The organism is Pseudomonas sp. MF09150, assembly GCF_059862355.1.
On record NZ_JCBCUS010000013.1, the window covers coordinates 25,234 to 47,892 of the forward strand.

The following is a 22,659-nucleotide window of genomic DNA, read 5'->3' on the forward strand; positions in this document are numbered from 1 at the left end:
TCAGGGTGGTAATCAATGGCTCGCCGGAGGTCCGTCCTCACTCAACAAGGTGTTGAATTGATCGGATGACACGGCCTGGGAAATCAGGAACCCCTGCACGGCGTCGCATTTGAGCTGGCGCAGCAGCACCAGCTCATCCTGGCTTTCGACGCCCTCAGCCACGACCTCCAGGCCCAGTTGCTGGCCCAGAGCGACGATGCTGGCAATCGCCAGGGCCAGGCTCTTGTTCTCGACACAGCCCTGCACCAGCGCCCGGTCGATTTTCAGTTCGGTAAAAGGGGTCGAGACCAGATTGAAATAGGAGCTGTAGCCTTGGCCGAAATCGTCCTGGGCCAGGCCGAAGCCCTTCATCCTCAGGCGGCAGGCGCCCGCATAGAACTTGCTGATGTTGTCGGTGGTGGAGCACTCCATCAGCTCGAAACCGATCATGCCCGGCACGCCGTCGTGCTCGATCACCAGGTCGAACAGGCGGTCAGCCAGGTTGTCGCTGTCTAGCAGATGAGTAGGCAGATTGATCGAGACCGGAATGTCATAGCCCTGCTTGCGCCAACGGGATTGGGCCAGAATCGTCTGTTTGACGAACAGCATCAGCAATGGCTCTTCCAGGCCAAAGCGCACCACTGCCGGTAGAAAATCTGCCGGCATCAGCAAGCCATGCTGCGGATGAGGCCAGCGGGCCAATGCCTCGGCCGAGATGATGCGGCCATTGGCCAAAGATTTTTTCGGTTGAAACCAGGCCTGCAATACTTCGGCAGCCAATGCCTCTTGCAGCATCTCCCGGCTGAAGACCGGCAGGCTGATATCCAGGGTGCGGCTGGCCCCGAGCCAGGTGTCGAGTTCCTTCATCAATTTATGAACCGAGCCGGACAGCACCGGTTTCGATAACTGGCCTATCACCTTGAGGCCCAGGCTTTGTGCGACCAGGCTGGCGCTGATAATCATGCGTTGGGAAGCCGAGCTCATGATTGCCAATGCCGGCTTCAACGTCCTGGAAGCCAGTTGCTGAATGAATTGCACGCCGTCCATGCCGGGCATCACCAGGTCGGTCAAGACCAGGTCAAAATCAACCTCATCCAGGCGTTTCAGCGCGCTCTGTCCATCGCAAGCGGCTTCAACTCGTACATTGCCGAATTCCTTGAACAGGTTCAGCAGGTACTCATACTGGAAAGGGTGGTCCTCCACGATCAGGACGTTATAAAGCACGGCTCTTACTCCGGTTGTGTTGCAAATTATTGGACAGCGCACGCAGGCCAAACGGCTTGATCAGACACTCATCCATGCCGGCCGCCAGGCAGCGTTCACGCTCATCGCTGAGTGCATTGGCCGTGGCCCCGATGATGGGCAGGTCACAGCCCAGCCGGCGCAGTTGGGCGACCAATTCATAGCCATTCATGTTGGGCATGTTGATATCGGTCAGCACCGCGTCGAATGCGCCTTCGTGCCACAGTGCAAGCGCTTCGTGGCCGTCGGCGGCGAGCTGCGCCGTACAGCCCAGTTCCTCCAGCTGGTCCTTGAGGATCAGCCGACTGATTGCGTTGTCTTCAGCCACCAGCAGGTGCAGCCCCAGTTGCGGCAACACCACGGCGCCGGTCTGGGCGCCATCCGCCTGGCTGTAACTGCCTTGCGCCTGGCCGACTGCGCGGCGCAGGTCCAGCAGGTTGCTGAGGTTGACCTGCCACGACGCGGTCTTGCGATCACCGCTGCTCACACTCACTCTGTCGCACACCTGGACCAGCGGAATGTTCAAGCCTGGTCGGGGTTGCTCAAGGTCGCCAGCCTGCACCTGCACCAGGACTGCGGAGGCTTCCAGCCCTTGCTCCGAATGAATGCCGATTTGCGCACGGGCACCCCAGCGACGCAGCCAGCCGCAGATGTTCTCGGCAAGCTCGCGTGACGGAGAAACCACGTAAACCGTTTCGAGCAGCAGGCGTGGGGCGGTCGGAGCATCACCACTCAAATCCTGCTCCAGCGGCAGCTTCAAGATAAAACTACTGCCCAGCCCTGGCTCGCTGACTACACGCAGGCTGCCATTCATCAGCGAGGTCAGGCGTTGGCAGATGGACAGGCCCAGGCCTGTACCGGCGACCATGCCGGTGTTGTGCCCCACTTGATAAAACGGCGCGAACAGCAGTTGCTGGTGATCTGCGGAAATACCCGCGCCGGTATCGGAGACCTGCCAGAGCACGCAAACGCGCTCGTCATCGCGACTTTCGACCTTGACCCGCAACACGATTCGCCCGCTTTCAGTGAACTTCACGGCATTGCTCAGCAGGTTGTTCAGAATCTGCCGGATGCGCGTCAAGTCACCCTTCAAGCGCTCGGGTAGCAGGGGGTCGACCTGGGCATACAGGTGCAGCCCTTTATTGATGGCAGCTGCCGAAAAGCCTTCGATGACCTCCTGAATCAGATCAAGCGTAGAGATCTCGCTCTCTTCCAGAAACAGTTGCCCGGCCTCGATCTTGGCCACATCCAGCACATCACTGATCAACTGCAGCAAGGTCGATGACGAGCCTTCGATCGCATGCAGGTAGTTGGTCTGCTGGGTATTGAGGGTGGTCCGTGCCAGCAGCTCCAAGGTGCCGAGCACGCCATACAGTGGCGTGCGGATTTCATGGCTCATGGTGGCCAGGAACTGGGTCTTGGCCTCGTTCGCCGTGTCGGCCAATTGCCGAGCATGTTCCAGCGCCGCTTCCACCTGTTTATGGGCGCTGATGTCGCTGAAGGCGCAAAACAGCACATCCTCGCCACGGTAGCGGGTCGCGGAATAACTCAGGATCAGGTGTCGGCCACAGGTTTCGAACTCATCCGTGCCCTCTCCCGCCGGGCTGTCAAAGGCTTGACCAATCCACCCCTGACGACGTTGTTCGCGAACATCTCCAGCCCCCAGCCACTGCTCGGACAGGTGATTTTGCAGGACCACCGCACCGTCCATGCGGCGCAGCACGCAGAGCGCCACCGGAGCAGTCTGGATCACGGCGCGGCTGAAGGCTTCGCTTTCCACCAGCGACTTGTCGCGGTAGATCGCCGGGGCGATCAGGCGTTTTTCTATTCGCGTCACCAGCAGCCAGGTGGCCGCCACGCTGGCGATGCCCAACAGTACGACCAGCAGCAAGGGTCCACGCAATGCCAGGAATACAGAGCGAAAATCGATGGCATAGATCACCTGTAGATCGGTGTAACCCAGGTGCTTGCGCATGATCATGCTGTCGGGCAACCAGCCCTGGCCGACAAAGCCGAAATATTTGTCACCCTGCAACTGCGACACCGCCTGGCTCAGGCTGGGGTACGAGGCGCTGGCGAATACCTCGTTGCCCTGGGCATTGAGCACCAGAAACTCACCCACCCGATCACTGCTCAAGGCTGCCAGCACATCACCATCTTCAATCTCCAACCCGAGCCATCCCGAGCTGGGTTCACGCTCATCGAGCAAGCTGAACAGGTACAGCGAAGAACCGGACTCCGGCGCCCGACTGGAGGTGTCATGCAGCCAGAGCTCGCCTTCCGGCGGCAGGCCCTGGGATGTCAGTTGTTCGAGTTTTTGCAGCACCGACTGTGGCACAACCCGCTCTTCCTGGCGGGCGCCCGGCAGATGCAGGATCTGCGGTTTCGAGCCGGCCTCGACGTATAGCAGGCTGATTTTGTTCTGGCGCAGGTAATCGAGCTTGCGCTCCGTGAGCCACAGGCTCCAGAAAACCTCGCCGCGCCCCAGGCGTACATGCAGCTCCTCATCGGAAACGGTAGGTATGGTTTCTTGCACACCTCGATTGCGCACTGCCGAGAGGCTCAGATTGCGCAGCAGCACCTCATTGCCGGTGAAAAAACGCTGGGCAACGGAGATCGACCCGCTCAGGTAACCCCGTCGCAACGACACTTCGTCCTCGAAACTTGAAATGAGGTAGGCGTAAAGCGCACTGAATAAAGCGAACTGCAACACCAAGGCGAAAAGGCGCAATAGCTTGCGGGCGGCCTTGGGCGTTGAGAAGGAGGCGTCGGCGGGCTGGAATAACTGTTTGAATCTCATTAATTCACACTAAACAGACCACTGCTTCAAGAGACAAGATTCTTCCTGAACTTATATTCCATTCAAAAAATTAATACCGAGAGCAAGCAGGAAATTCCATTTAACTGCTTGCCTTGAACTTTTCACCCTCGATTTAATTCGAGCGTTCCATGTATACAGATCAATTCACTTTTAGCCGTATGCAGGTGTGCAAATACCCTTAGCGGATACTGCGGATATTGCCTTTATTGCCCTTCACGGTGACCGCAACTTTCTTGAACACGAAGTAGTTTTCTTCGCTGACTTCATAACGCGGAGCGACGATCAGGTCAGCGCCGGAAGCCTTGACCGCCTTGTAGGCCGCAGCCGATTTGACTGCGCTGACAGGGTCGAAACCCAGGCCGCCCAGGGCACCGCCGCCGTCGCCGCCATAGGCCACGCCGTCGGCAAATTCGCTGTCGCCACCGAACTTGAGGAAACCAAACAGGATATTGACCGAGGATTGACCGGAGATGGCTTCACCGACTGTCACGTCCGCCTTGAGGTCGGTTTTTACTACGCTGTCGATCGGAGCCGACGGCTGGCTGATGTTGTAGCTGACACAACCACTTGCACCCGCAATAACGGTTGCCAAGGCTACACATTTTAAAAGCGCATTCATAAAACGTCCTTATTACTGAACAGTTAATGCATCCAGATGGGGATACAACGCCCCGCTTAGTCGGGGAGCCGGAGCATATAACCTAAGTTCAAAGGATCTAAATCAGACCAGTCCTATAACTCGTCGAAACCGAAGTTTAAATGGGCCAAAATCCATAAGCCCTGGCGATTTTTTCAGCGTGCCCCAGGCCGACGCTTCAAGGTCTCGCTCGGTAGCTCCTTGAACAAGGCCCGGTAGCTGCTGGAAAACCGGCCCAGGTGCCAGAACGACCAGTGCATCGCGACCTCGGCCACGGTGGTGTCCGCAGCGCTGCGACCAAGCAGTTCGCGGTGCGCGCTGTTGAGCCGCCGCAAGCGCAGCCACTGGCTTGGCGCCATGCCGGTGTAAGTCTTGAAGGTGTGTTGCAACTGACGCAGGGAAACCCCGGCAACCTCGGACAGCTCCAGCAGGTTGAGGGTCTCTTCGGGCACATCGGCGGCCCATTCCGCGACCCGCTTCATGATCGAACGCTCCTCGGCACGCCGCTGCATGGCGCCGCGCTCCAGGCGCACGCAGGCGTTGTCGAGGATGTACAGGCAGTCTTCGAGCAGTTGCTGGGTCAGGGCTTCCCTGCTCGGCGGATCGAAGGTCTGGGACAGGCGGGTCAAAGTGCCGCTGAGCCAGCGACTGAACAGCGCGTTCTGCCCCGAGTTGAGTGGCGCCATGAACAACCCTTCCAGGCGCTCGACACTCAGGCCATGGCGCTGGACGAACTCGGCACCGAACACCACCGCCACTTCCTGGTAGTTCTCCGGGGTGATCCAGATGTTGCGGCTTTCGCCATTGAGCACGTACAGCGCGTTGTCGCTGCGATCGAAACAGAACGCCAGTGCCCCCGGTGGCGCGCAGAAATTCTGCTCGACCCGGGTGTTCATGCATTCCTCGTAGATCTCCACCCCCTGCAGGTCGAGGTAGCGCACCTGGCCAGCGAAATGCCCGGGTGACATCTGCTGGTAATGCTGGACCCAACCGGGTGTGGCACGGATTTGTTCAGCCACGTCGGCGGAGTTGAATGCTTGGACTTGCAAGGCGTTGCACGTTGTCATCGGGGGGACCTTACGCACTCGTTTGGTGCGTTTTGGTTCTGCTTAAAGTGGATAGATGGAACCTTGAGCGTCGACCAAGATAGTCGTCAACGCGCTGCAGGGGAAGCCTTGCCGGAGCCCCTGGCGCCGAATCAACCCACCCCCGAGGTTTTTATGAATGCCCCTTTCGATCAGCTGTCCACTTGGCTGAAAGATCACAAGATTACCGAAGTAGAGTGCGTGGTCAGCGACCTGACCGGTATTGCCCGCGGCAAGATCGCACCGACCAACAAGTTCCTGAACGAGCGCGGGATGCGCCTTCCGGAAAGTGTGCTGTTGCAAACGGTAACCGGGGATTTTGTCGACGACGACATCTACTACGCCCTCCTCGACCCGGCCGACATCGACATGGTCTGCCGCCCCGACGCCGCGGCGACCTATGTGGTGCCGTGGGCGATCGAGCCGACGGCGATCGTCATCCACGATACCTTCGACAAGCTCGGCAACCCGATCGAACTGTCACCGCGCAATGTGCTGAAAAAGGTCCTGCAGCTTTACACCGACAAGGGCTGGCAGCCGATCGTCGCGCCAGAGATGGAGTTTTACCTGACCCAGCGCTGCGAAGACCCGGACCTGCCGCTCAAGGCCCCCCTAGGCCGTTCGGGGCGTGCCGAAAGCGGGCGGCAGTCGTTCTCCATCGACGCCGCCAACGAATTCGACCCGCTGTTCGAAGACGTCTATGACTGGTGCGAAGCCCAGGGCCTGGACCTCGATACGCTGATCCACGAAGACGGCCCGGCGCAGATGGAAATCAACTTCCGCCACGGCGATGCCCTGGACCTGGCCGACCAGATCACCGTGTTCAAGCGCACCCTGCGCGAGGCGGCGCTCAAGCACAATGTCACCGCGACCTTCATGGCCAAGCCGGTGGCCGACGAACCGGGCAGCGCCATGCACCTGCACCAGAGTGTGGTGGACATCGCCACCGGCAAGCCGATCTTCGCCGACGACCAGGGCCGGATGAGCCCGTTGTTCCTGCACCATATCGGCGGCTTGCAGAAGTACATCCCGAAGGTGCTGCCGATGTTCGCACCCAATGTCAATTCGTTCCGCCGCTTCCTGCCGGACACCTCGGCCCCGGTCAACGTCGAGTGGGGCGAGGAAAACCGCACCGTCGGCCTGCGGGTACCGACGTCCACCCCGGAGGCCATGCGTGTCGAAAACCGCTTGCCGGGAGCCGACGCCAACCCTTACCTGGCGATTGCCGCGAGCCTGCTGTGCGGCTACCTGGGTATGGTCGAGGGCATCGAGCCCAGCGCTCCGGTCCAGGGCCGGGCCTATGAGCGGCGTAACCTGCGCCTGCCGATCACCATTGAAGATGCCCTGGCGCACATGGAGAGCTGCCCGACCATCGAGCAGTACCTGGGGCGTAAATTCGTCCAGGGCTATGTCGCGGTCAAGCGCGCCGAACATGAGAACTTCAAGCGTGTGATCAGCTCCTGGGAACGGGAATTCCTGCTGCTCAGCGTCTGATAGCGGGCTTTGCATCACGATCGAACAACAACTCGAAGAGGTGTCGACATGCGTCTATTGAAATCCGTGGTTCCCGTGGCCCTTGCGTTGCTGTGCAGCGCCGGCGCCCAGGCTCAGCCGAGCGTCAGCGTGTACAACTGGACCGACTACATCGGCGAGACCACCCTCGCCGACTTCCAGGCAAAAACCGCAATCAAGGTGATCTACGACGTCTTCGACTCCAACGAGACCCTGGAGGGCAAGTTGCTGGCCGGGCGCACCGGGTATGACGTGGTGGTGCCGTCGAACCATTTCCTGGCGCGCCAGATCAAGGCCGGGGCCTTCCTCAAGCTGGATCGCGCACAACTGCCGAACTGGTCGAACCTGGACCCGAAACTGCTGGCCCTGCTGGAGAAGAACGACCCCGGCAACCAGCACTCGGTGCCCTACCTCTGGGGCACCAACGGCATCGGCTACAACGTCGACAAGGTCAAGCAGGTGCTGGGGATCGACCATATCGATTCGTGGGCGGTGTTTTTCGAACCCGAGAACCTGAAAAAGCTCAGCCAGTGCGGCGTGTCGATGATGGACTCGCCCGATGAAGTGTTCCCGGCGGTGCTCAACTACCTGGGCCTGGACCCACGCAGCGAGAACCCCGAGGACTACAAGAAAGCTGAAGCCAAGCTGCTGGCGATCCGCCCGTATATCACCTACTTCCACTCCTCCAAGTACGTGTCCGACCTGGCCAACGGCAATATCTGCCTGGCCTTCGGTTATTCGGGGGATGTGTTCCAGGCGGCGAACCGGGCCAAAGAGGCGAAAAACGGGGTGAATGTCGCTTACTCGATCCCCAAGGAAGGCAGCAACCTGTGGTTTGACCTGCTGGCCATCCCCGCCGATGCCGGCAATGTCAAGGAGGCCCACGCCTTTATCAACTACCTGCTGGACCCGCAGGTGATCGCCAAGGTCAGTGCCTCGGTCGGTTATGCCAACCCCAACCCGGCGTCGAAGCAGTACATGGACCCCGAACTGGTGAATAACCCCGAGGTTTACCCACCCCAGGAGGTACTGGACAAGCTCTACATCTCCAGTACCCAGCCGCCGGCCATCATGCGTCTGATGACCCGGTCCTGGAGCAAAGTGAAGTCCAACAAATGAATCAGCCAAACACCGGGGCGGCGCCTGCCGAGCACGCCCGCTCCTATTACGCGGCCTCGGCCAGGGCCTTGGCCGGCTACCCGGTGCTGAATGAGGACCTGGAGGCCGACGTCTGCGTCATCGGCGGCGGCTTTACCGGGGTCAACACAGCCATCGAACTGGCCCAGCGCGGGTTGTCGGTGATCCTGCTCGAGGGCCAGCGGATCGGTTGGGGCGCCAGCGGGCGCAATGGCGGCCAGCTGATTCGCGGTATCGGCCATGACGTCAGCGGCTTTGCGCGCTACGTCGGCGAAGAGGGAGTCAACTACCTGAATCGGGCCGGCATCGACTCGGTGGAGCTGGTGCGGCAACGGGTCGGCGAACACGGCATCGACTGCGACCTGCGCTGGGGGTTTTGCGAATTGGCCAACACCCCGGCGCAGTTCGCCGCCTTCCAGGCCGAGCAGGACAGCCTGGCGGCCATGGGCTATGCCCACGCGACACGCATCGTCGGTGCCGCGGACATGGGCCAGGTGGTGGGTTCGTCGGTGTATGCCGGTGGCCTGGTGGACATGGGCTCGGGGCATCTGCACCCGCTCGATCTGGTGCTGGGCGAAGCTCGCCTGGCCGAATCCCTGGGGGTGCGGATCTTCGAGAACAGCCCGGCGCTGCAACTGCTGCACGGCAAATCCGTGACAATCCGTTGCGCCCAGGGCACGGTGCGCGCCGCCAATCTGGTGCTGGCCTGCAATGCCCATCTGGATGACCTGGAACCACGCCTGAGCGGCAAGGTGCTGCCGGCTGGCAGCTACATCATCGCCACCGAGCCACTGGACGAGGCCTTGGCGCAACAGTTGATCCCGCAGAACCTGGCGCTGTGCGACCAGAAGGTCGGCCTCGATTATTACCGGCTGTCCGCCGACCGCCGCCTGCTGTTCGGCGGTGCCTGTCATTATTCAGGGCGCGATCCGGCCGATATTGCGGCGTACATGCGGCCGAAGATGCTCAAGGTGTTTCCGCAACTGGCCAGGGTGCGCATCGATTATCAATGGGGCGGCAAGATCGGTATCACCGCCAATCGCTTCCCCCAGGTCGGGCGCCTGGCCCAGTACCCGAACGTGTTTTATGCCCAGGGCTATTCCGGCCACGGCCTCAACGTCACCCACTGGACCGCCAGGCTGCTGGCCGAGGCCATCCATGCCGGCCACAGCCAGGGCCTGGATATCTTCAGTGCCGTGCCGCATATGACCTTCCCCGGTGGCCCGGCCTTGCGCGCGCCGCTGCTGGCATTGGGCATGCTCTGGCACCGCTTGCGCGAGGTGTTGGGTTGAAGGGGTGACACCGACCTGGCGCCTCAGTGGCTGATAAAGCGCAGAATCGCCTCGGCCACGGCCGGCCCGGCTTCGCGCTGTGGAAAATGCCCCACACCCGGCACTACCTGGCGTTCATAGCGACCGCTAAGGACTTCGCCAGTACCTGGCTGCCACACGTGTTGCACGTCGTTCAACCGCGCCCATCCCCGCGCCAGCATCGAGCTCAAGGTGGGCATCACCAGCGAGTTGCTGCAGCACAAACGCCTGGGTCAACTGGACCAGGTGTTCGGCAAGCAATGCGCGCGGGGTGATGACGAAGGCGAATTACTTTGGGAGGAGCCGCTGGTCTGGGCCTCCAGCAGCACGCTCAAACTGCCACCGGACGCCAGCCTGCCGCTGGCGGTGCTTCCCGAACCTTGCGTGTACCGCGAGGCCGCCATTGCGGCGCTGGCCAGCAGTGCCCGGCCATGGCGTGTGGCCTTTGAAAGCAGCAGCATGGCCGGCTGTATCGCCGCCGCCCTGGCGGGTTTTGCGGTGATACCCATTGCCCGCAGCCAACGGCTGGACGGGCTCCAGCAATTGGGCTCCGAGCACGGCCTGGGAGCCATGAGCCAGGCCCGCTTCTATGCCTTCGCCGAGCAGAACACGCCTACGGTAGCGACGCTGGTTGAAGCGGTGCGGGAAATTGGCCAACGGAAGCGCTTTATTCGTTGATGGTCGCGCAGTGCTTCAGGCATAGACCCGTTGCAAAAAGCCCAGGAGCAGACGATTCACCTCGGGCGCCTGCTCGCTCTGGATCCAGTGCCCGCAATCAGCCAGCAGGTGCTGCTCCAGGTGCGGCACGCTGTCAGGCATACGTTTGAGGGTGTGCGCTTCCAGGACCCCGACCGGGTCGCGGTCGCCGATCAGAAACAGGGTCGGTTGCTGGACCTTGGCCCCACTGAGGAACTCGCTGCGCTGCCAGTTGCGCTCGAAATTGCGGTACCAGTTCAAGGCCCCGCGAAAACCGTGTTCGGCGAAGGTCTGGCGATAGACCTGGAAGTCCTGCTCCGAGCACCAGGGAGGCAATACCTCGGGAATCTGCACCCCATCGAACAGCCGCGCATCGGCGGGACGGGGCTGCAGCAAGGCACCGGCATCGCCCATGAACAGGCGCAGACTGGCGTCGATGTCGGCATCCAGTTCGGCCTCGGCCACGCCAGGCTCCTGGAAATACAGGATGTAATTGAAGCGATCGGCGAAAACTTCACGCATGACCTCGATCGCCGGGCGCTTGGCCCGGCCGGCGAAGGGCACCGAGAGGGTCACCAGCGCCTGTATCCGCTGGGGTTCGAGCAGCGCCAGGTACCAGGCCACCACCGCGCCCCAATCGTGGCCGACCATGCACACCTGGCGATGGCCGAAGGCGTCCATGGCCGCCTGAATGTCGGCGCACAGGGTCAGCAGGTCATAGGCCTCCACCGCCTGCGGTGCGCTGCTGGCACCGTAGCCACGCATCTGCGGCACAAATACCCGGTAACCCGCCGCCACCAGCGGCCCCACCTGCTCGCGCCAGGAATACCAGCACTCGGGAAAGCCATGCAGCAGCCAGACCGGGCGCCCGTCCTGCGGGCCGGCGACCTGCACGCACAGGTCGATGCCGTTGACTGAGAGTCGATGCGCTTGGTAGGGAATCATCGATGGGTGTCCATGGGCCGTAAGGTTTCTGCACGCTAGCAGAACCATCCTTGGCTCTGAATCATCATTCGGCGACCGAATGATGGGCCCCTGGCGTTAACGCACAGCTCAGCTGGCACTGTGGCTGCCTTGCTGACGGATCAGTCTTTGAGTATTCAGGACTTTTTCCAAAGCCTGCTCGGACTCCGGGTCCTGCATCGGCGCGCGGATGGCGGCGGATACCAGGCTGATCAGCTTGGCCATGACCTCGGCGTCGGTGGCCGGGCGCCCGAGACTCATGGCCTGCATCAGCAGGCGCAGTTCGGTACCGGCCATGACCCCGGAAATCGCCTTGAGGGCGAACTGCAAGCGCACCCCCAGTTCATTGCGCGGCAAGTCGGGCAATGCCAGGGCGAACGCCTTGAAGAAGCGCTCGAATACCGGCTGGTAATGTTCCTTGAGGTATTCCTGGATAAAGGGCGATGTGTCGCTGTAGACCCGGCCGAGAAAACGAATGAACGAACGCCCTTCAATGCCGGATTCATCACTGCGCTCCAGGCCCATGGCCGGGGCGAACAGCACGCCGAGCAGGGTTTCGCAATCCAGCGGACCGTCGCTCTGTTCTTCGCACTTGGCGAGCAGTTCCAGGCGCTGGTCATTCAGCGGCCCCAGGCGCTGCATCAGCAGCGCGGTCATCAGCGAGTCCTTGTCGCCGAAGTGGTAATTCACCGCCGCCAGGTTGACCTTGGCCCGCTCGGTGATCTGGCGCAGCAGCACGGCGTCATAGCCGAACTTGATAAACAATGCTTCCGTCGCTTCCAGCAGTCGGGTCTTGGTGACATTTGGAGCACTGAGTTTCTTTGCGACCATGGCGGAGACCTTTGCTGGGGTAAAAAACTGACCGTACGAACAGCGTTTTAAAAAAAAATTTGATTTTTTATACCCGTGCGGCCCTTTTAAAGCAAGCCTTTGACGGATGCCGCCGGTTAAACCGGGCTTTTTTCGACTCGCCAGTCTGGCACCGACCGGGGCGGAAAAAATGTTTCAAATTGTCACGCAAGCACGGGAGAAATTTGCCCCATTCCCCGAGCTTGACGGCTAGCGTCGCCTTGGGATCACAGCTACTATTCAAACAAATTTTTAAAAATAATAAATAAAACCAGTGCTGATCCTGTGTGCAATGCCCTCTCTGCCCTTCTCGGCCCTGGGGAATTCGCCCAGCGACGCCCAGCCTGCCAGCGCGGTAAGCAATGACAGACACAATTGCTCACGAAGGCTTCATCTCCCTGCAAGGCATCGGCAAGAGCTATCGGCTGGCAGACCAGCACCTGCAGATTCTCAAGGACGTCTCGCTGACCATCGAGGTCGGCGAAAGCTGCGCCATCCTCGGCGCCTCCGGTTCCGGCAAAAGCACCCTGCTCAATATCCTCGGCCTGCTCGATCTGCCGGACAGCGGCGAGTACCGCTTCGCCGGCCATGACATCTTCTGCGCCAGCCCCGACCAGTTGGCGGCCATTCGCAACCGACAAATCGGTTTTGTGTTCCAGAGCTTCAACCTGCTGCCACGCCTGAGTGCCCTGGACAACGTTGCGCTGCCCCTGAGTTATCGCGGTGTGGCGCGACGCGAGTCACTGCAACGGGCCATGCACGTACTGGACCAGGTGGGCCTGGCAGAACGCGCCGAACACCGTCCCGCCGACCTCTCCGGCGGCCAGCGGCAACGGGTGGCGATTGCCCGGGCACTGGTCGGCCAGCCCTCGGTAATCCTCGCCGACGAACCCACCGGCAACCTCGACAGCCACACCGCCCAGGACATCATGGAGTTGTTGCTGTCGCTCAACCGCGAGCGTCACGTGACGCTGATTATCGTCACCCACGACCCGCACATCGCCCGCCGCCTGCAACGGCAGATCCGCGTGCACAACGGTGTGGTGCAGGAGGCGTGCCCGGCATGAGCCTGAGGGTCGAGCAAAGCGCCAGCCAATTGCTGCATGAGGCTTTTGTCAGCCTGCGCACCCTGGGCAAGCGCTCGATCCTGGCGCTGCTGGGCATCGTCATCGGCAGTTCCTCGGTGGTGGCGCTGATCAATATCGGCAACAACGCGGCCGAGGAAGCCGCGGCGATTTTCAAGGACATGGGCACCGATACCCTGTCTGTGCAGTTCCCCGGCGCTGCCGACAGCCGTGTACCGCTGCCGCCGATGCTGGATGTCGAGCAACTGCACCGGGACGCGCCAAACATGATGTTTATCGCCCCCGTGACCCTGGCCAGCGGCCCGCTGATCTTCCACGGCCGCTCCACCGGCGCCGGTCTGGTCGGCAGTACCGAAGAACTGGCCGGGGCCATGCGTTTCAATGTGCGCGAGGGGCGCTTTCTTTCGGACTTCGATCAGGGCGAGACCTACACCGTGGTCGGGCATAAGGTCGCCCAGGCCTTGAGTACCCCCGGGGATCTGCTGCGCCTCGGCGACCGGCTCAGGGTCAACGACTACCTGTTCCTGGTGATCGGCATCCTTCAGGAACAACCGGCGTCGCTGATGGTTCCGGTCCAGGCCAATGATTCGATCTTCATCCCCCTGCAAGGCATGCGCCGCATCTACCCCGCGCCGCAGATCAGCAATGTGATCGCCCGGGCGGCCATGGGCCAGGACATGAACCAGGCCGCCGAAGACCTGACCCAGGCCTTGAAGCAGCAACTGCGAGGCAGGGATATCGCCGTGCAATTGCCGCAACAGATCATCGACGGCATGACCCGCCAGAGCCGCACCTTCAGCTACCTGCTGCTGGCCCTGGGCGGCATTTCCCTGATTGGCGGCGGGGTTGGCGTGATGAATGTGATGCTGATGAACGTGTCCGAGCGCCGGCGGGAAATCGGCATTCGCATGGCCTTGGGCGCGCGCCGCCGGGATATCCGCAATCTATTCCTGCTGGAAGCCGTGACCCTGACCGCCGTCGGCGCGCTGTGCGGGGCGGTGCTGGGCGTCGCGGCGGCTTCCATTTATGCGGTGCTGTCCGGTTGGCAATTCACCCTGGCGGCGGCGGCCCTGCCCCTGGGTGTCGGCAGTACCTTGCTGGTGGGGCTGTTTTTCGGTCTGTATCCGGCCGTCTCGGCGTCTCGCCTGCAACCGGTGGAGGCCCTGCGCGATGAGTGACTGGCGCCCATGGATGGTTTGCGTCCTCTACCTGTTCAACCCCCACCTGCTCGCGGCCACCGAGCCCAGCATGGCCAGCCAGGCCGCCGCGCCCTCATTGCGCAACGCCCAGGCGCGCAGTGTGCTGCTGAGCCAGCAAATGACCGACCTGACCCTGGGCGATGCGGTGTACCTGGGGTTGCGCAATAACCGAGGGATTCGCAGCGCCTACCTGCAGCGGGTGGCACAGAAGTTCGACCTGCGGGTGGCTGAAGACGCCTTCAACCCCAAGCTGCTGCTCAATGGCAACTACCGCACTGCCCAAGGCACCGCCGACCGCAGCCGCAACGCCACGGTCGCGCCAACCACCAGCCTGCTGGGTGAATACGGCACGCGCCTGAGCATGGCCTGGACCCAGCAACTGAACAACGCCGACCGGGCCGGGCGCTATCGCAGCGATGGCCTGGACCTGGCCGTGATCCAGCCACTGCTGCGCGGTGCCGGCTGGGACGTGACCACCGCCCCGCTGCGCCTGGCGCGGATCTCGGAGCAGGCCAATCGCCTCAACCTCAAGTCCAGCGTGGCCCAGACCATTTCCGACGTGATCACCACCTACCGCGAACTGCTCAGGTCCCAGGAGCAACTGGCCATTGCCCGGGAAGCCCTCAAGCGCGCCTCGGCCCTGCTGGAGGTGAACAAGGCGTTGATTGGCGCCGGGCGCATGGCGGAATTCGAGATCGTGCAAACCGAGGCCGACATTGCCACCCAGGAACTGGGGGTGGAAGAGGCGCAGAACCAGGTCGACATCAATCGCCTGTCGCTGCTGCGCTTGCTGGCCCTGGACCTGTCCACGCCGATTCGCGCCAGCGAGGCCCTGGAGGCCAGCAAAGTCAGCATCGACAAGGGCCAGGCACTGCGCCTGGCCCAGGTGCAGCAGCCGCAATATTTGTCCACCCTGCTGGGCAGCCAGCAGGCCGACCTCAACCTGGTGATCGCCAAGGACCAGAGCCGCTGGGATGTGTCGCTGGTCGCCGGGGCCAACCAGATCAGTGACCGTTATGACAACGATAACGGCAACGGCTCCGGGCGCCGCTGGGACAGCTATGCCGGGGTCCAGGTGCAGATTCCTATCGGCGATCTGAGTACCCGGCAGGCCGAGGTCCATGCGCGGGTCGACGTGGAAAACCAGGAGCTGGTGCTGGCCGATGCCCGCCAGGCCCTGGAGCGCAGCGTCAACGATGTGGTGCGTGACCTCGGCACGCGCTGGCGGCAATACGAGATCGCCCAGCGCGCAGTGGATCTGTCGCGGCGCAAACTGGACATCGAACGGGAAAAACTCAGCGCCGGACGCTCCAGCAACTTCCAGGTGCTGAGTTTCGAAGGCGACCTGCGAAACGCCGAAAACGCCCGCCTGAATGCACTGATTGCCTATCTGAACGCCCAGACCCAGCTGGATCTGACCCTGGGCATGACTTTGGAGAGCTGGGACATTGCGCTCAACGACTATTGATAAGACGGGTGTTATCCGCCGTCACAAGCGCACGTTGCAGGTTGGCGCGCTGTTGCTGGTACTGGGCGTGGCCGGGTTTGCCGTGCTGCGCTATCAGGCACCCGTTGCCGAACAGCCGGCCCGCGCGCAGTGGATTGCCGTGCAACCAAAACCCTTGAGCCATCAGATCGGCCTGGTGGGCAAGATCGAGCCGCAACAGACCATCACCCTCACCGCGCCTTTTGACGGCAACGTCCAGGCCAGCCTGGTGGAACAGGGGCAGCGGGTCGAGGCTGGGCAGACCTTGTTGCAGATGGACCCGGCACTCCTGGAAATCCAGTTGCGCGATGCCTTGTCGACCCAACTCAAGGCGCGCCGCGCGGTGCAGGAACTGCAGGACTGGGACAGCAGCCAGCAAGTGACCCGCGCCCGGCGCGCGGTCAGGACCTCGGAAATGGCCCTGAGCAACTCGGAACGCAAGCTCAGTGACAGCCAGAACCTGTTCAGTCGTGGCATCGTCGCGCGCAATGAACTGGACGACCTGAACCAGCAGTTGCAGGTCCAGCGCCTCGACCTGCAGGCGGCCAAGGGCGAGCTGGAGCAGACCCTGGCCCAGGGCAAAGGCGAGTACCTGCAGATCGCCGAAATGGAACTGACCAACGCCACCGTGAAATACCAGGCCCTGCGCACCCTGCTTGAAGGGCGCAATGTGCGGGCGCCCTTTGCCGGGATCGTGGTGCCGGCGCCGGGCTCGACGGGCGGGCAAAATTCCAGTGCCATGGCCTCGGGGCCGGTTCAGGCCGGTGCGCGGGTCAATCAGGGACAAGTGTTGTTCGGCCTGGCCAACATCGAGCAGTTGAAGATCGTCAGCAAGGTTTCGGAGCTGGACATCAACCAGTTGCACCCGGGGCAAAGCGTGGAGATTCTCGGCGACGGTTTCGACGGTGAGCGCCTCAATGGCACGGTGGATATCGTCAGCAGCCTGGCGACCTCCGGCGACAGCGCCGGAGGCAGCGCGCAGTTTCCGGTGACCCTGTCGATCCCCAAGCTGACCCGCGAACAGCTGCAACGGGTGCGCCTGGGCATGAGTGCGCGCCTGACGATCGTCACCTACCGCAATGACCAGGCGTTCATCGTGCCGCCCGCGGCGATCCAGCGCGGCCCCGACGGCATGAGCGTGGAATACCGCCAGGGGCCGGACCAACCGGTGCAGCGCTTGCCGGTCACCGCCGGCAAATCCACCGCCGAAGGCGTGGAAGTGTTCGGCCTACAACCGGGCCTTATTCGCCTCCCCGAGTGATCCAAACCCCGGATCTGGCCTGTAGCCGCTGCGGAAGGCTGCGCTGGCCCTCGAGAACGCCATGGATTATCAGGCTGATAGATGGTGTTAGGGATGGCCAGCGTGGTTTGCCCTGAAAGCGCCGTGGGGTGTTCATGCTAGAGTTCGCCAGCCCCCAGCCACCCTCAGCGAGTCGCCATGCCGCATATCGTCCGCACCCATCCCCGCCTGACTGCCGGTGCCCTGATCGGGCTGGCGGTCGGGATCCTGGCCCCGGCCGACTCGGTGATCAGCAAGATCCTCATCGGCTGGAACGCCGGGGTCTGGAGCTACCTGGTGCTGATGTTCTGGCTCGCCGTGCGGGCCAGGGCCGACGATGTAAAGCGCATCGCCGAAGTCGAGGATGAAAACGCCAGCCTGGTGCTGTTCATGGTGTGCATCGCCGCCCTGGCCAGCCTGGCGGCAATCACCTTCGAGCTCAGCGGCAGCAAGGACCTGGAAAGCACCCGGCGCCTGTTGCACTACGGTTTTACCGGCATGACCGTGGTCGGCTCGTGGCTGTTGATCGGGATGATTTTCAGCGTGCACTACGCGCGGCTCTACTACACCTGGGATGGCAAGGAACCGGCCCTGCGCTTCGCCGAAAACCTGACCACCCCCAATTACTGGGACTTCCTGTACTTCTCTTTCACCATCGGCGTGGCGGTGCAGACCGCCGACGTCGGCGTGGCCACCCGTGGCTTGCGCAAAATCGTGCTGGCGCAGTCGCTGATCGGTTTTCTGTTCAACACCGCGATCCTCGGCTTCTCGATCAACATCGCCGCCGGGCTGTTCAGTTGAACGCGCACAAATCTTCTAGACCCGCCCTGGGCGGCGGGCGCTAACTGACGACCTTGACCCTTTCGCGGAGCGCCCATGACTGCGCACAACTGGATCGATCTGGCCCAGGACGCCGAGACCGGCATTGAAACCCTGCGCGCGCACTTCACCGGCCATGCCTACGACCCACACTGGCACGACAGCTACCTGGTGGGCGTGACCGAGCAAGGGGTGCAGCAGTTCAACTGCCGCCGTGCGCGGCACCAGAGCACCCCGGGCAAGGTATTCCTGCTTGAACCCGGCGAGTTGCACGACGGCGAGGCCCCCAGCGCCGGCGGCTTTACCTACCGCATGCTGTACCTCGACCCGCAATGGCTGACCCGCGAACTCGACGCACTGTTCGAAGAGGCGCCGGCCGACAGTCAACTGAGCTTCGCCAGCACCCTGGCCAGTGACCCGCGCCTGGCCCAGGCCACCTGCAACGCCTTCCACAGTCTGCACAGCGGGGAACTGCGGATCGTGCGCCAGAGCGCTCTCGACCAACTGCTCGAACAACTCACCGGGCACCTGCACTGGCGCCAGCGTTATCGCGATGACCCGCGCCTGCCGCTGGTGGCCCACCGTGCTCGGGAGTACCTGCATGCCCACGGCCAGTTGGACATCAGCCTCAATGAACTGAGCCAGGCCTGCGGCGTCGACCGTTTTCGCCTGAGCCGCGCGTTCAAGGCGGCGTTTGGCTTGCCGCCCCACGCCTACCTGGTGCAGTTGCGCCTGGCTCGAGCACGGCGCCTCTTGGCCCGTGGCGAACCCACCGCCGAGGTGGCCATGGCCCTGGGGTTTGCCGATCAGAGCCATATGGGGCGCTGGTTCGTCCGCGCCTACGGCCTGACCCCGGCGCTGTACCGCAAGCGCTGCACAAAGCTTCCAGACGCCTGAGGCGCTGCTTGGCGAAGATGGCGTCTCGATCTTCCCCGGAGCTAGCCTGCCATGTCGTCTTTCCCCACCCTGCTGCCGTTTTTACTGTTTGCCTTCGTCGCCTCCATCACCCCCGGGCCGACCAATATCCTGGTGCTGAGCAACAGCGCCCGCTACGGCTTCAAGGCGGCGTTGCCGATCATCCTCGGTGCCGGCATCGCGGCGGCCACTATTGTGCTGCTGGTGGGCAGCGGCTTCGGCCAGTCCCTGACTCGCCTGCCTGCGGTGCAACACGCCATGCAAGGGATCGGCATCCTCTGGCTCAGCTACCTGGCCTGGCAGATCTACCGCGCACCGGCCACAGCCCTCGACCCCACAACTGATAGCGGCAACCCGCGCCGCCTGGGACTGCTGGGGGGTGCCAGCCTGCAATTGGTCAACCCCAAGACCTGGATGATGGCGTTGGCGGTGGTCAGCGTATTCGCCGGTGAAGGCGCCGAGCGTCAGAGCCATGTGCTGTACCTGTCCCTGGCGTTTTTCCTGATCTCGCTGCCGTGCCTGGGAGCCTGGGCCATGCTCGGTGCCGGTTCGAGCAAGGTGCTGCGCTCGCCTATTGCCATGCAGCGTTTCAACCGGGGCATGGCCCTGCTGTTGCTGGCTTCGGCCTGGCTGAGTCTGTGGGCTTGATTCACGGCGCCCGCCGTTGGTCAGATGCCGCAGTGGATCAGACTTGACGCCGATTGCGCTTTGCTGTTTCCTGAAACCGGTTTCAGTGCAAGTTCAAGCTTGGCGAAATCCAATAATCAAAAAAATAAGGTCGTTGCCCGTGAACAGTTTTTCCGCCGCCCAGCGCAGCCGCGTCACCATGCTTGATGTGGCCGAGCGCGCCGGAGTCTCCAAGGCCAGTGTCTCGCGCTTTATCGGCGACGACCGCGCCCTGCTCTCCGATGCCATTGCCCTGCGCATCGAGCAGGCGATCGAGGAACTGGGCTACCGCCCGAACCAGATGGCTCGCGGCCTGAAACGCGGGCGCACCCGCCTGATCGGCATGCTGGTGGCCGATATCCGCAACCCCTATTCGATTGCCGTGATGCATGGCGTGGAAACCGCCTGTCGCCAGCACGGCTACAGCCTGGTGGTGTGCAACACCGACCGCGATGACGAACAGGAACGCCAGCATCTGGCCAACCTGCGTTCGTACAACATCGAAGGCCTGATTGTGAACACCCTCGGCCACCACCTGGACCAACTGCGCGAACTGCACCAGGAAATGCCCATGGTCCTGGTGGACCGCAAGGTCGAGCAATTGCACAGCGACCTGGTGGGCCTGGACAACCCCGCGGCCGTCAACGCGGCCCTCAGCCACCTGCAGGAGCGCGGTTACCGCGATATCGTGCTGGTCAGCGAACCCCATGACGGCACCAGCTCGCGGATCGAGCGGGTCGCCAGCTTCCACAACGAAATCGCCCAGCGCCCGGGCTTGCACGGCCAGGTTCTGGAAACCGGCAGCGCCCTGACTCAACACCTGAAGCACTTCCTCGCCGCCACGGGCCCGGGGCCCAAAGCCCTGTTCTGCGCCAACGGCATCGCTGCGCTGGCGGCCACCACGGCCCTGCGCGAACTGGATTGCCCCCTGTTCGACGAGATCGGTCTGATCGCCCTCGATGACCTAGATTGGTACCCCTTGGTGGGCAATGGCATCACCGCCCTCGCCCAACCCACCGAGGCCATAGGCGCGAGCGCGTTCGAATGCCTGCTCAAGCGCCTGCGCGGTGACACCCAGCCGCTGCGGGTGCTGGATTTTGCGGCGCAGTTGATTGTGCGGGGATCGACCCGGGGTCGGTGAAACACAGTATTTCGCGGTAGTCGCTGCCGCCAGACGTTGGATGCGCTTCAGCAAAAATTTTTGAACAAAAATGAAACCGGTTTCAGAGGTCAGAACAATGCATAAATCACCCGTTTCCATCAGCCTCTCCAGCTACGGTGCCGACCTGGTGCGCACCCAGGGCCAAGGCCATTTCATCGAGGTGCTGGCCGCCGCCGGGGCCTCGCGAATCGAATGGCGTGAAGAGCTGCTCACCGACGAAGTCCCGGCCGAACTGGCCCAGGCCACTGCGGCGCAGCAACTCGAAAGCCTGTTTTCCTCGCCACTGGAGCTGTGGGTCGCCGGCCAGTCCCAGGCCAATCCGCAGCTGGAACAGGCCCTGTTGCGCGCCCATGCCTTTGGCGCCACGAGTTTGAAAGTGTCCCTGGGCTACTTCACCGACAACAACGACCTGCAGAGCCTCGGCGCCTTGCTGGCACGGCACCCGGTGCGGCTGCTGGTGGAAAACGACCAGACCCTGCACGGCGGGCGAATCGAACCGTTCCAGCGTTTTTTCGATCAGGTCGAGCGCCTGCAACTGCCGGTGCAAATGACGTTCGACATCGGCAACTGGCAGTGGCAAGACCAGTCGGCCGCCACCGCCGCGCGCCTGCTGGGGCGGCATGTCGGCTATGTGCATTGCAAAGCCGTGGCGCGCCGCGCCGACGGCAAGCTGGTGGCCATCCCGCCGAGCGCAGCCGACCTGCATCTGTGGGAACAACTGTTGCGGCACATGACCCAAGGTATTAACCGCGCGGTGGAATACCCGCTGCAAGGCGAGGACCTGGTGCAACTGACCCGTGACCACGTCGGCACCCTCGCCCGCCTGGGCCAGTCACGCCTGGAGAACGCCCATGTCTGAGATCGATATCCTGTCGTTCGGTGAAACCATGGCCATGTTCGTCGCCGAGCACAGCGGCGACCTGGCCCAGGTCGGGCATTTCCATAAACGCATTGCCGGCGCCGACAGTAATGTTGCCATTGGCCTGTCGCGCCTGGGGTTCAACGTGGCCTGGCTGAGCCGGGTCGGCGCCGATTCATTCGGCCGTTTTGTGGTCGACACCCTGAAGGCCGAGGGCCTGGACTGCCGCTTTGTCGAGACCGACCCCGCGCACCCCACCGGGTTTCAGCTCAAATCCCTCGAAGAACACGGCGCCGACCCTCGGGTCGAGTACTTCCGCCGTGGCTCGGCAGCCAGCCGGCTCTCGGTCAACAACATCGCGCCGGCCTTGTTGAAGGCCCGGCACCTGCACGCCACCGGCATCCCGCCGGCTCTCTCGGCCTCGGCCCGGGAGCTGTCCCAGGTGCTGATGAGCCAGATGCGCGCCGCCGGACGCAGCCTGTCGTTCGACCCCAACCTGCGCCCCAGCCTGTGGGACAGCGAAAAACAGATGATCAGCGAGATCAACCGCCTGGCCGTGCAAGCCCATTGGGTGCTGCCGGGCCTGAGTGAAGGTCGCCTTTTGACCGGCTTGCAAGACCCGGCCGATATCGCCGCGTTTTACCTGGACCAGGGGGTCGAGGCCGTGGTGATCAAGCTCGGGGCCGCCGGCGCCTATTACCGCACCCAACTGGATCAAGGCTTTGTCGAGGCCGTGCCGGTGGCACAGGTGGTCGACACCGTAGGCGCCGGCGACGGCTTTGCCGTGGGCCTGATCAGCGGCCTGCTGGAAAACCTCGGCATGGCCGAGGCCGTACAGCGCGCCAACTGGATCGGCAGCCGCGCGGTGCAGAGCCGTGGCGATATGGAAGGCCTGCCGCGCCGTGAAGAACTGCCCCCGCCCGCTGCCGTTCGCTTGCGATCCAGCGCCTGACCGCCG

At 62.7% G+C, this 22,659-nt stretch carries 20 protein-coding genes and 1 pseudogene; 14 read left to right on the forward strand and 7 right to left on the reverse strand.

The window, feature by feature from the left end; all coding sequences use genetic code 11:
- Positions 1-12 precede the first annotated feature (12 nt).
- The 4 genes from pvrR to AC19YX_RS31190 all read right to left on the reverse strand — a co-directional run bounded on the left by pvrR (position 13) and on the right by AC19YX_RS31190 (position 5,746).
- Positions 13-1,203 (reverse strand): response regulator cyclic di-GMP phosphodiesterase PvrR, encoded by a 1,191-nt coding sequence (gene pvrR, locus AC19YX_RS31175; RefSeq protein ID WP_201130989.1) that lies wholly within the window; start codon positions 1,201-1,203, stop codon positions 13-15.
- A complete protein-coding gene (locus AC19YX_RS31180) occupies positions 1,193-4,021 on the reverse strand; it encodes an ATP-binding protein (protein WP_500607761.1) in 2,829 nt (942 codons plus the stop codon). Before AC19YX_RS31180 ends, pvrR begins: the two co-directional genes overlap by 11 nt.
- 199 nt (positions 4,022-4,220) lie before the next feature.
- Positions 4,221-4,661, reverse strand: a complete 441-nt coding sequence (locus tag AC19YX_RS31185) for a hypothetical protein (protein ID WP_078472941.1) — start codon at positions 4,659-4,661, stop codon at positions 4,221-4,223.
- 173 nt (positions 4,662-4,834) lie between these two features.
- Entirely contained in the window at positions 4,835-5,746 is a 912-nt protein-coding gene (locus AC19YX_RS31190) for a helix-turn-helix domain-containing protein (RefSeq protein ID WP_201130991.1), read from the reverse strand.
- Positions 5,747-5,899: 153 nt separating this feature from the next.
- Here AC19YX_RS31190 and AC19YX_RS31195 point away from each other — a divergent pair, with 153 nt between their 5' ends.
- From AC19YX_RS31195 to AC19YX_RS31205, 3 genes are read left to right on the forward strand one after another with little or no spacing between them, the layout of a single operon-like run.
- Complete coding sequence (locus AC19YX_RS31195) at positions 5,900-7,258, forward strand: glutamine synthetase family protein (RefSeq protein ID WP_020294605.1); 1,359 nt, start codon at positions 5,900-5,902, stop codon at positions 7,256-7,258.
- A 48-nt stretch (positions 7,259-7,306) separates the two neighbouring features.
- Entirely contained in the window at positions 7,307-8,395 is a 1,089-nt protein-coding gene (locus AC19YX_RS31200; RefSeq protein WP_078472944.1) for a polyamine ABC transporter substrate-binding protein, read from the forward strand.
- Positions 8,392-9,705, forward strand: coding sequence for an NAD(P)/FAD-dependent oxidoreductase (locus tag AC19YX_RS31205; RefSeq protein ID WP_500607762.1), 1,314 nt, complete (start codon positions 8,392-8,394; stop codon positions 9,703-9,705). The genes AC19YX_RS31200 and AC19YX_RS31205 overlap by 4 nt, the downstream gene beginning before the upstream one ends.
- A 23-nt stretch (positions 9,706-9,728) precedes the next feature.
- Here AC19YX_RS31205 and AC19YX_RS31210 read toward each other — a convergent pair.
- Positions 9,729-9,836, reverse strand: a pseudogene (locus AC19YX_RS31210) (alpha/beta fold hydrolase); the annotation flags it as partial.
- 79 nt (positions 9,837-9,915) lie between these two features.
- Between AC19YX_RS31210 and AC19YX_RS31215 the strand changes: the two are divergent.
- A complete protein-coding gene (locus AC19YX_RS31215; RefSeq protein ID WP_500607763.1) occupies positions 9,916-10,401 on the forward strand; it encodes a LysR substrate-binding domain-containing protein in 486 nt (161 codons plus the stop codon).
- A 15-nt stretch (positions 10,402-10,416) separates the two neighbouring features.
- On the opposite strand, the gene AC19YX_RS31220 is transcribed toward AC19YX_RS31215, so the two are convergent.
- Both AC19YX_RS31220 and AC19YX_RS31225 read right to left on the reverse strand, forming a co-directional pair.
- Positions 10,417-11,364 (reverse strand): alpha/beta fold hydrolase, encoded by a 948-nt coding sequence (locus AC19YX_RS31220; protein WP_500607764.1) that lies wholly within the window; start codon positions 11,362-11,364, stop codon positions 10,417-10,419.
- Positions 11,365-11,472: 108 nt separating this feature from the next.
- On the reverse strand, positions 11,473-12,213 hold the full coding sequence (locus AC19YX_RS31225; protein ID WP_020294609.1) for a TetR/AcrR family transcriptional regulator: 741 nt from the start codon (positions 12,211-12,213) through the stop codon (positions 11,473-11,475).
- 380 nt (positions 12,214-12,593) lie between these two features.
- On the opposite strand from AC19YX_RS31225, the gene AC19YX_RS31230 reads away from it, so the two are divergent.
- The 10 genes from AC19YX_RS31230 to AC19YX_RS31275 all read left to right on the forward strand — a co-directional run bounded on the left by AC19YX_RS31230 (position 12,594) and on the right by AC19YX_RS31275 (position 22,653).
- Entirely contained in the window at positions 12,594-13,298 is a 705-nt protein-coding gene (locus AC19YX_RS31230; RefSeq protein ID WP_500607765.1) for an ABC transporter ATP-binding protein, read from the forward strand.
- Positions 13,295-14,494 (forward strand): ABC transporter permease, encoded by a 1,200-nt coding sequence (locus AC19YX_RS31235; RefSeq protein ID WP_500607766.1) that lies wholly within the window; start codon positions 13,295-13,297, stop codon positions 14,492-14,494. Before AC19YX_RS31230 ends, AC19YX_RS31235 begins: the two co-directional genes overlap by 4 nt.
- Positions 14,487-15,983, forward strand: a complete 1,497-nt coding sequence (locus tag AC19YX_RS31240; protein WP_500607767.1) for a TolC family protein — start codon at positions 14,487-14,489, stop codon at positions 15,981-15,983. The genes AC19YX_RS31235 and AC19YX_RS31240 overlap by 8 nt, the downstream gene beginning before the upstream one ends.
- Positions 15,984-15,996: 13 nt before the next feature.
- Positions 15,997-17,262 carry an efflux RND transporter periplasmic adaptor subunit gene (locus AC19YX_RS31245; protein WP_421547572.1) on the forward strand — a complete coding sequence of 422 codons (1,266 nt, stop codon included), beginning with the start codon at positions 15,997-15,999 and terminating at the stop codon, positions 17,260-17,262.
- A gap of 177 nt (positions 17,263-17,439) precedes the next feature.
- Positions 17,440-18,081 carry a DUF1345 domain-containing protein gene (locus AC19YX_RS31250; RefSeq protein WP_078472965.1) on the forward strand — a complete coding sequence of 214 codons (642 nt, stop codon included), beginning with the start codon at positions 17,440-17,442 and terminating at the stop codon, positions 18,079-18,081.
- Positions 18,082-18,156: 75 nt separating this feature from the next.
- The gene (locus tag AC19YX_RS31255; protein ID WP_500607768.1) at positions 18,157-18,996 is read left to right on the forward strand and encodes an AraC family transcriptional regulator; all 840 of its coding nucleotides are present in this window, start codon (positions 18,157-18,159) and stop codon (positions 18,994-18,996) included.
- A 51-nt stretch (positions 18,997-19,047) separates the two neighbouring features.
- Positions 19,048-19,662 carry a LysE family translocator gene (locus AC19YX_RS31260; RefSeq protein WP_500607769.1) on the forward strand — a complete coding sequence of 205 codons (615 nt, stop codon included), beginning with the start codon at positions 19,048-19,050 and terminating at the stop codon, positions 19,660-19,662.
- 139 nt (positions 19,663-19,801) lie between these two features.
- Positions 19,802-20,821: a LacI family DNA-binding transcriptional regulator gene (locus AC19YX_RS31265; RefSeq protein WP_500607770.1), complete on the forward strand. Its 1,020-nt coding sequence runs from the start codon at positions 19,802-19,804 to the stop codon at positions 20,819-20,821.
- Between the two features lie 97 nt (positions 20,822-20,918).
- Positions 20,919-21,701 carry a sugar phosphate isomerase/epimerase family protein gene (locus AC19YX_RS31270; RefSeq protein WP_078472972.1) on the forward strand — a complete coding sequence of 261 codons (783 nt, stop codon included), beginning with the start codon at positions 20,919-20,921 and terminating at the stop codon, positions 21,699-21,701.
- On the forward strand, positions 21,694-22,653 hold the full coding sequence (locus tag AC19YX_RS31275) for a sugar kinase (protein ID WP_500607771.1): 960 nt from the start codon (positions 21,694-21,696) through the stop codon (positions 22,651-22,653). The genes AC19YX_RS31270 and AC19YX_RS31275 overlap by 8 nt, the downstream gene beginning before the upstream one ends.
- Positions 22,654-22,659 lie beyond the last annotated feature (6 nt).

Coding starts and splice junctions, on each gene's coding strand:
- AC19YX_RS31270 (WP_078472972.1), top strand. CDS start 20,919: ATGCATAAATCACCCGTTTCCATCAGCCTCTCCAGCTACGGTGCCGAC.
- AC19YX_RS31195 (WP_020294605.1), top strand. CDS start 5,900: ATGAATGCCCCTTTCGATCAGCTGTCCACTTGGCTGAAAGATCACAAG.
- AC19YX_RS31235 (WP_500607766.1), top strand. CDS start 13,295: ATGAGCCTGAGGGTCGAGCAAAGCGCCAGCCAATTGCTGCATGAGGCT.
- AC19YX_RS31255 (WP_500607768.1), top strand. CDS start 18,157: ATGACTGCGCACAACTGGATCGATCTGGCCCAGGACGCCGAGACCGGC.
- AC19YX_RS31200 (WP_078472944.1), top strand. CDS start 7,307: ATGCGTCTATTGAAATCCGTGGTTCCCGTGGCCCTTGCGTTGCTGTGC.
- AC19YX_RS31260 (WP_500607769.1), top strand. CDS start 19,048: ATGTCGTCTTTCCCCACCCTGCTGCCGTTTTTACTGTTTGCCTTCGTC.
- AC19YX_RS31180 (WP_500607761.1), bottom strand. CDS start 4,021: ATGAGATTCAAACAGTTATTCCAGCCCGCCGACGCCTCCTTCTCAACG.
- AC19YX_RS31240 (WP_500607767.1), top strand. CDS start 14,487: ATGAGTGACTGGCGCCCATGGATGGTTTGCGTCCTCTACCTGTTCAAC.
- AC19YX_RS31205 (WP_500607762.1), top strand. CDS start 8,392: ATGAATCAGCCAAACACCGGGGCGGCGCCTGCCGAGCACGCCCGCTCC.
- AC19YX_RS31250 (WP_078472965.1), top strand. CDS start 17,440: ATGCCGCATATCGTCCGCACCCATCCCCGCCTGACTGCCGGTGCCCTG.
- AC19YX_RS31230 (WP_500607765.1), top strand. CDS start 12,594: ATGACAGACACAATTGCTCACGAAGGCTTCATCTCCCTGCAAGGCATC.
- AC19YX_RS31225 (WP_020294609.1), bottom strand. CDS start 12,213: ATGGTCGCAAAGAAACTCAGTGCTCCAAATGTCACCAAGACCCGACTG.
- AC19YX_RS31220 (WP_500607764.1), bottom strand. CDS start 11,364: ATGATTCCCTACCAAGCGCATCGACTCTCAGTCAACGGCATCGACCTG.
- AC19YX_RS31190 (WP_201130991.1), bottom strand. CDS start 5,746: ATGACAACGTGCAACGCCTTGCAAGTCCAAGCATTCAACTCCGCCGAC.
- AC19YX_RS31275 (WP_500607771.1), top strand. CDS start 21,694: ATGTCTGAGATCGATATCCTGTCGTTCGGTGAAACCATGGCCATGTTC.
- AC19YX_RS31185 (WP_078472941.1), bottom strand. CDS start 4,661: ATGAATGCGCTTTTAAAATGTGTAGCCTTGGCAACCGTTATTGCGGGT.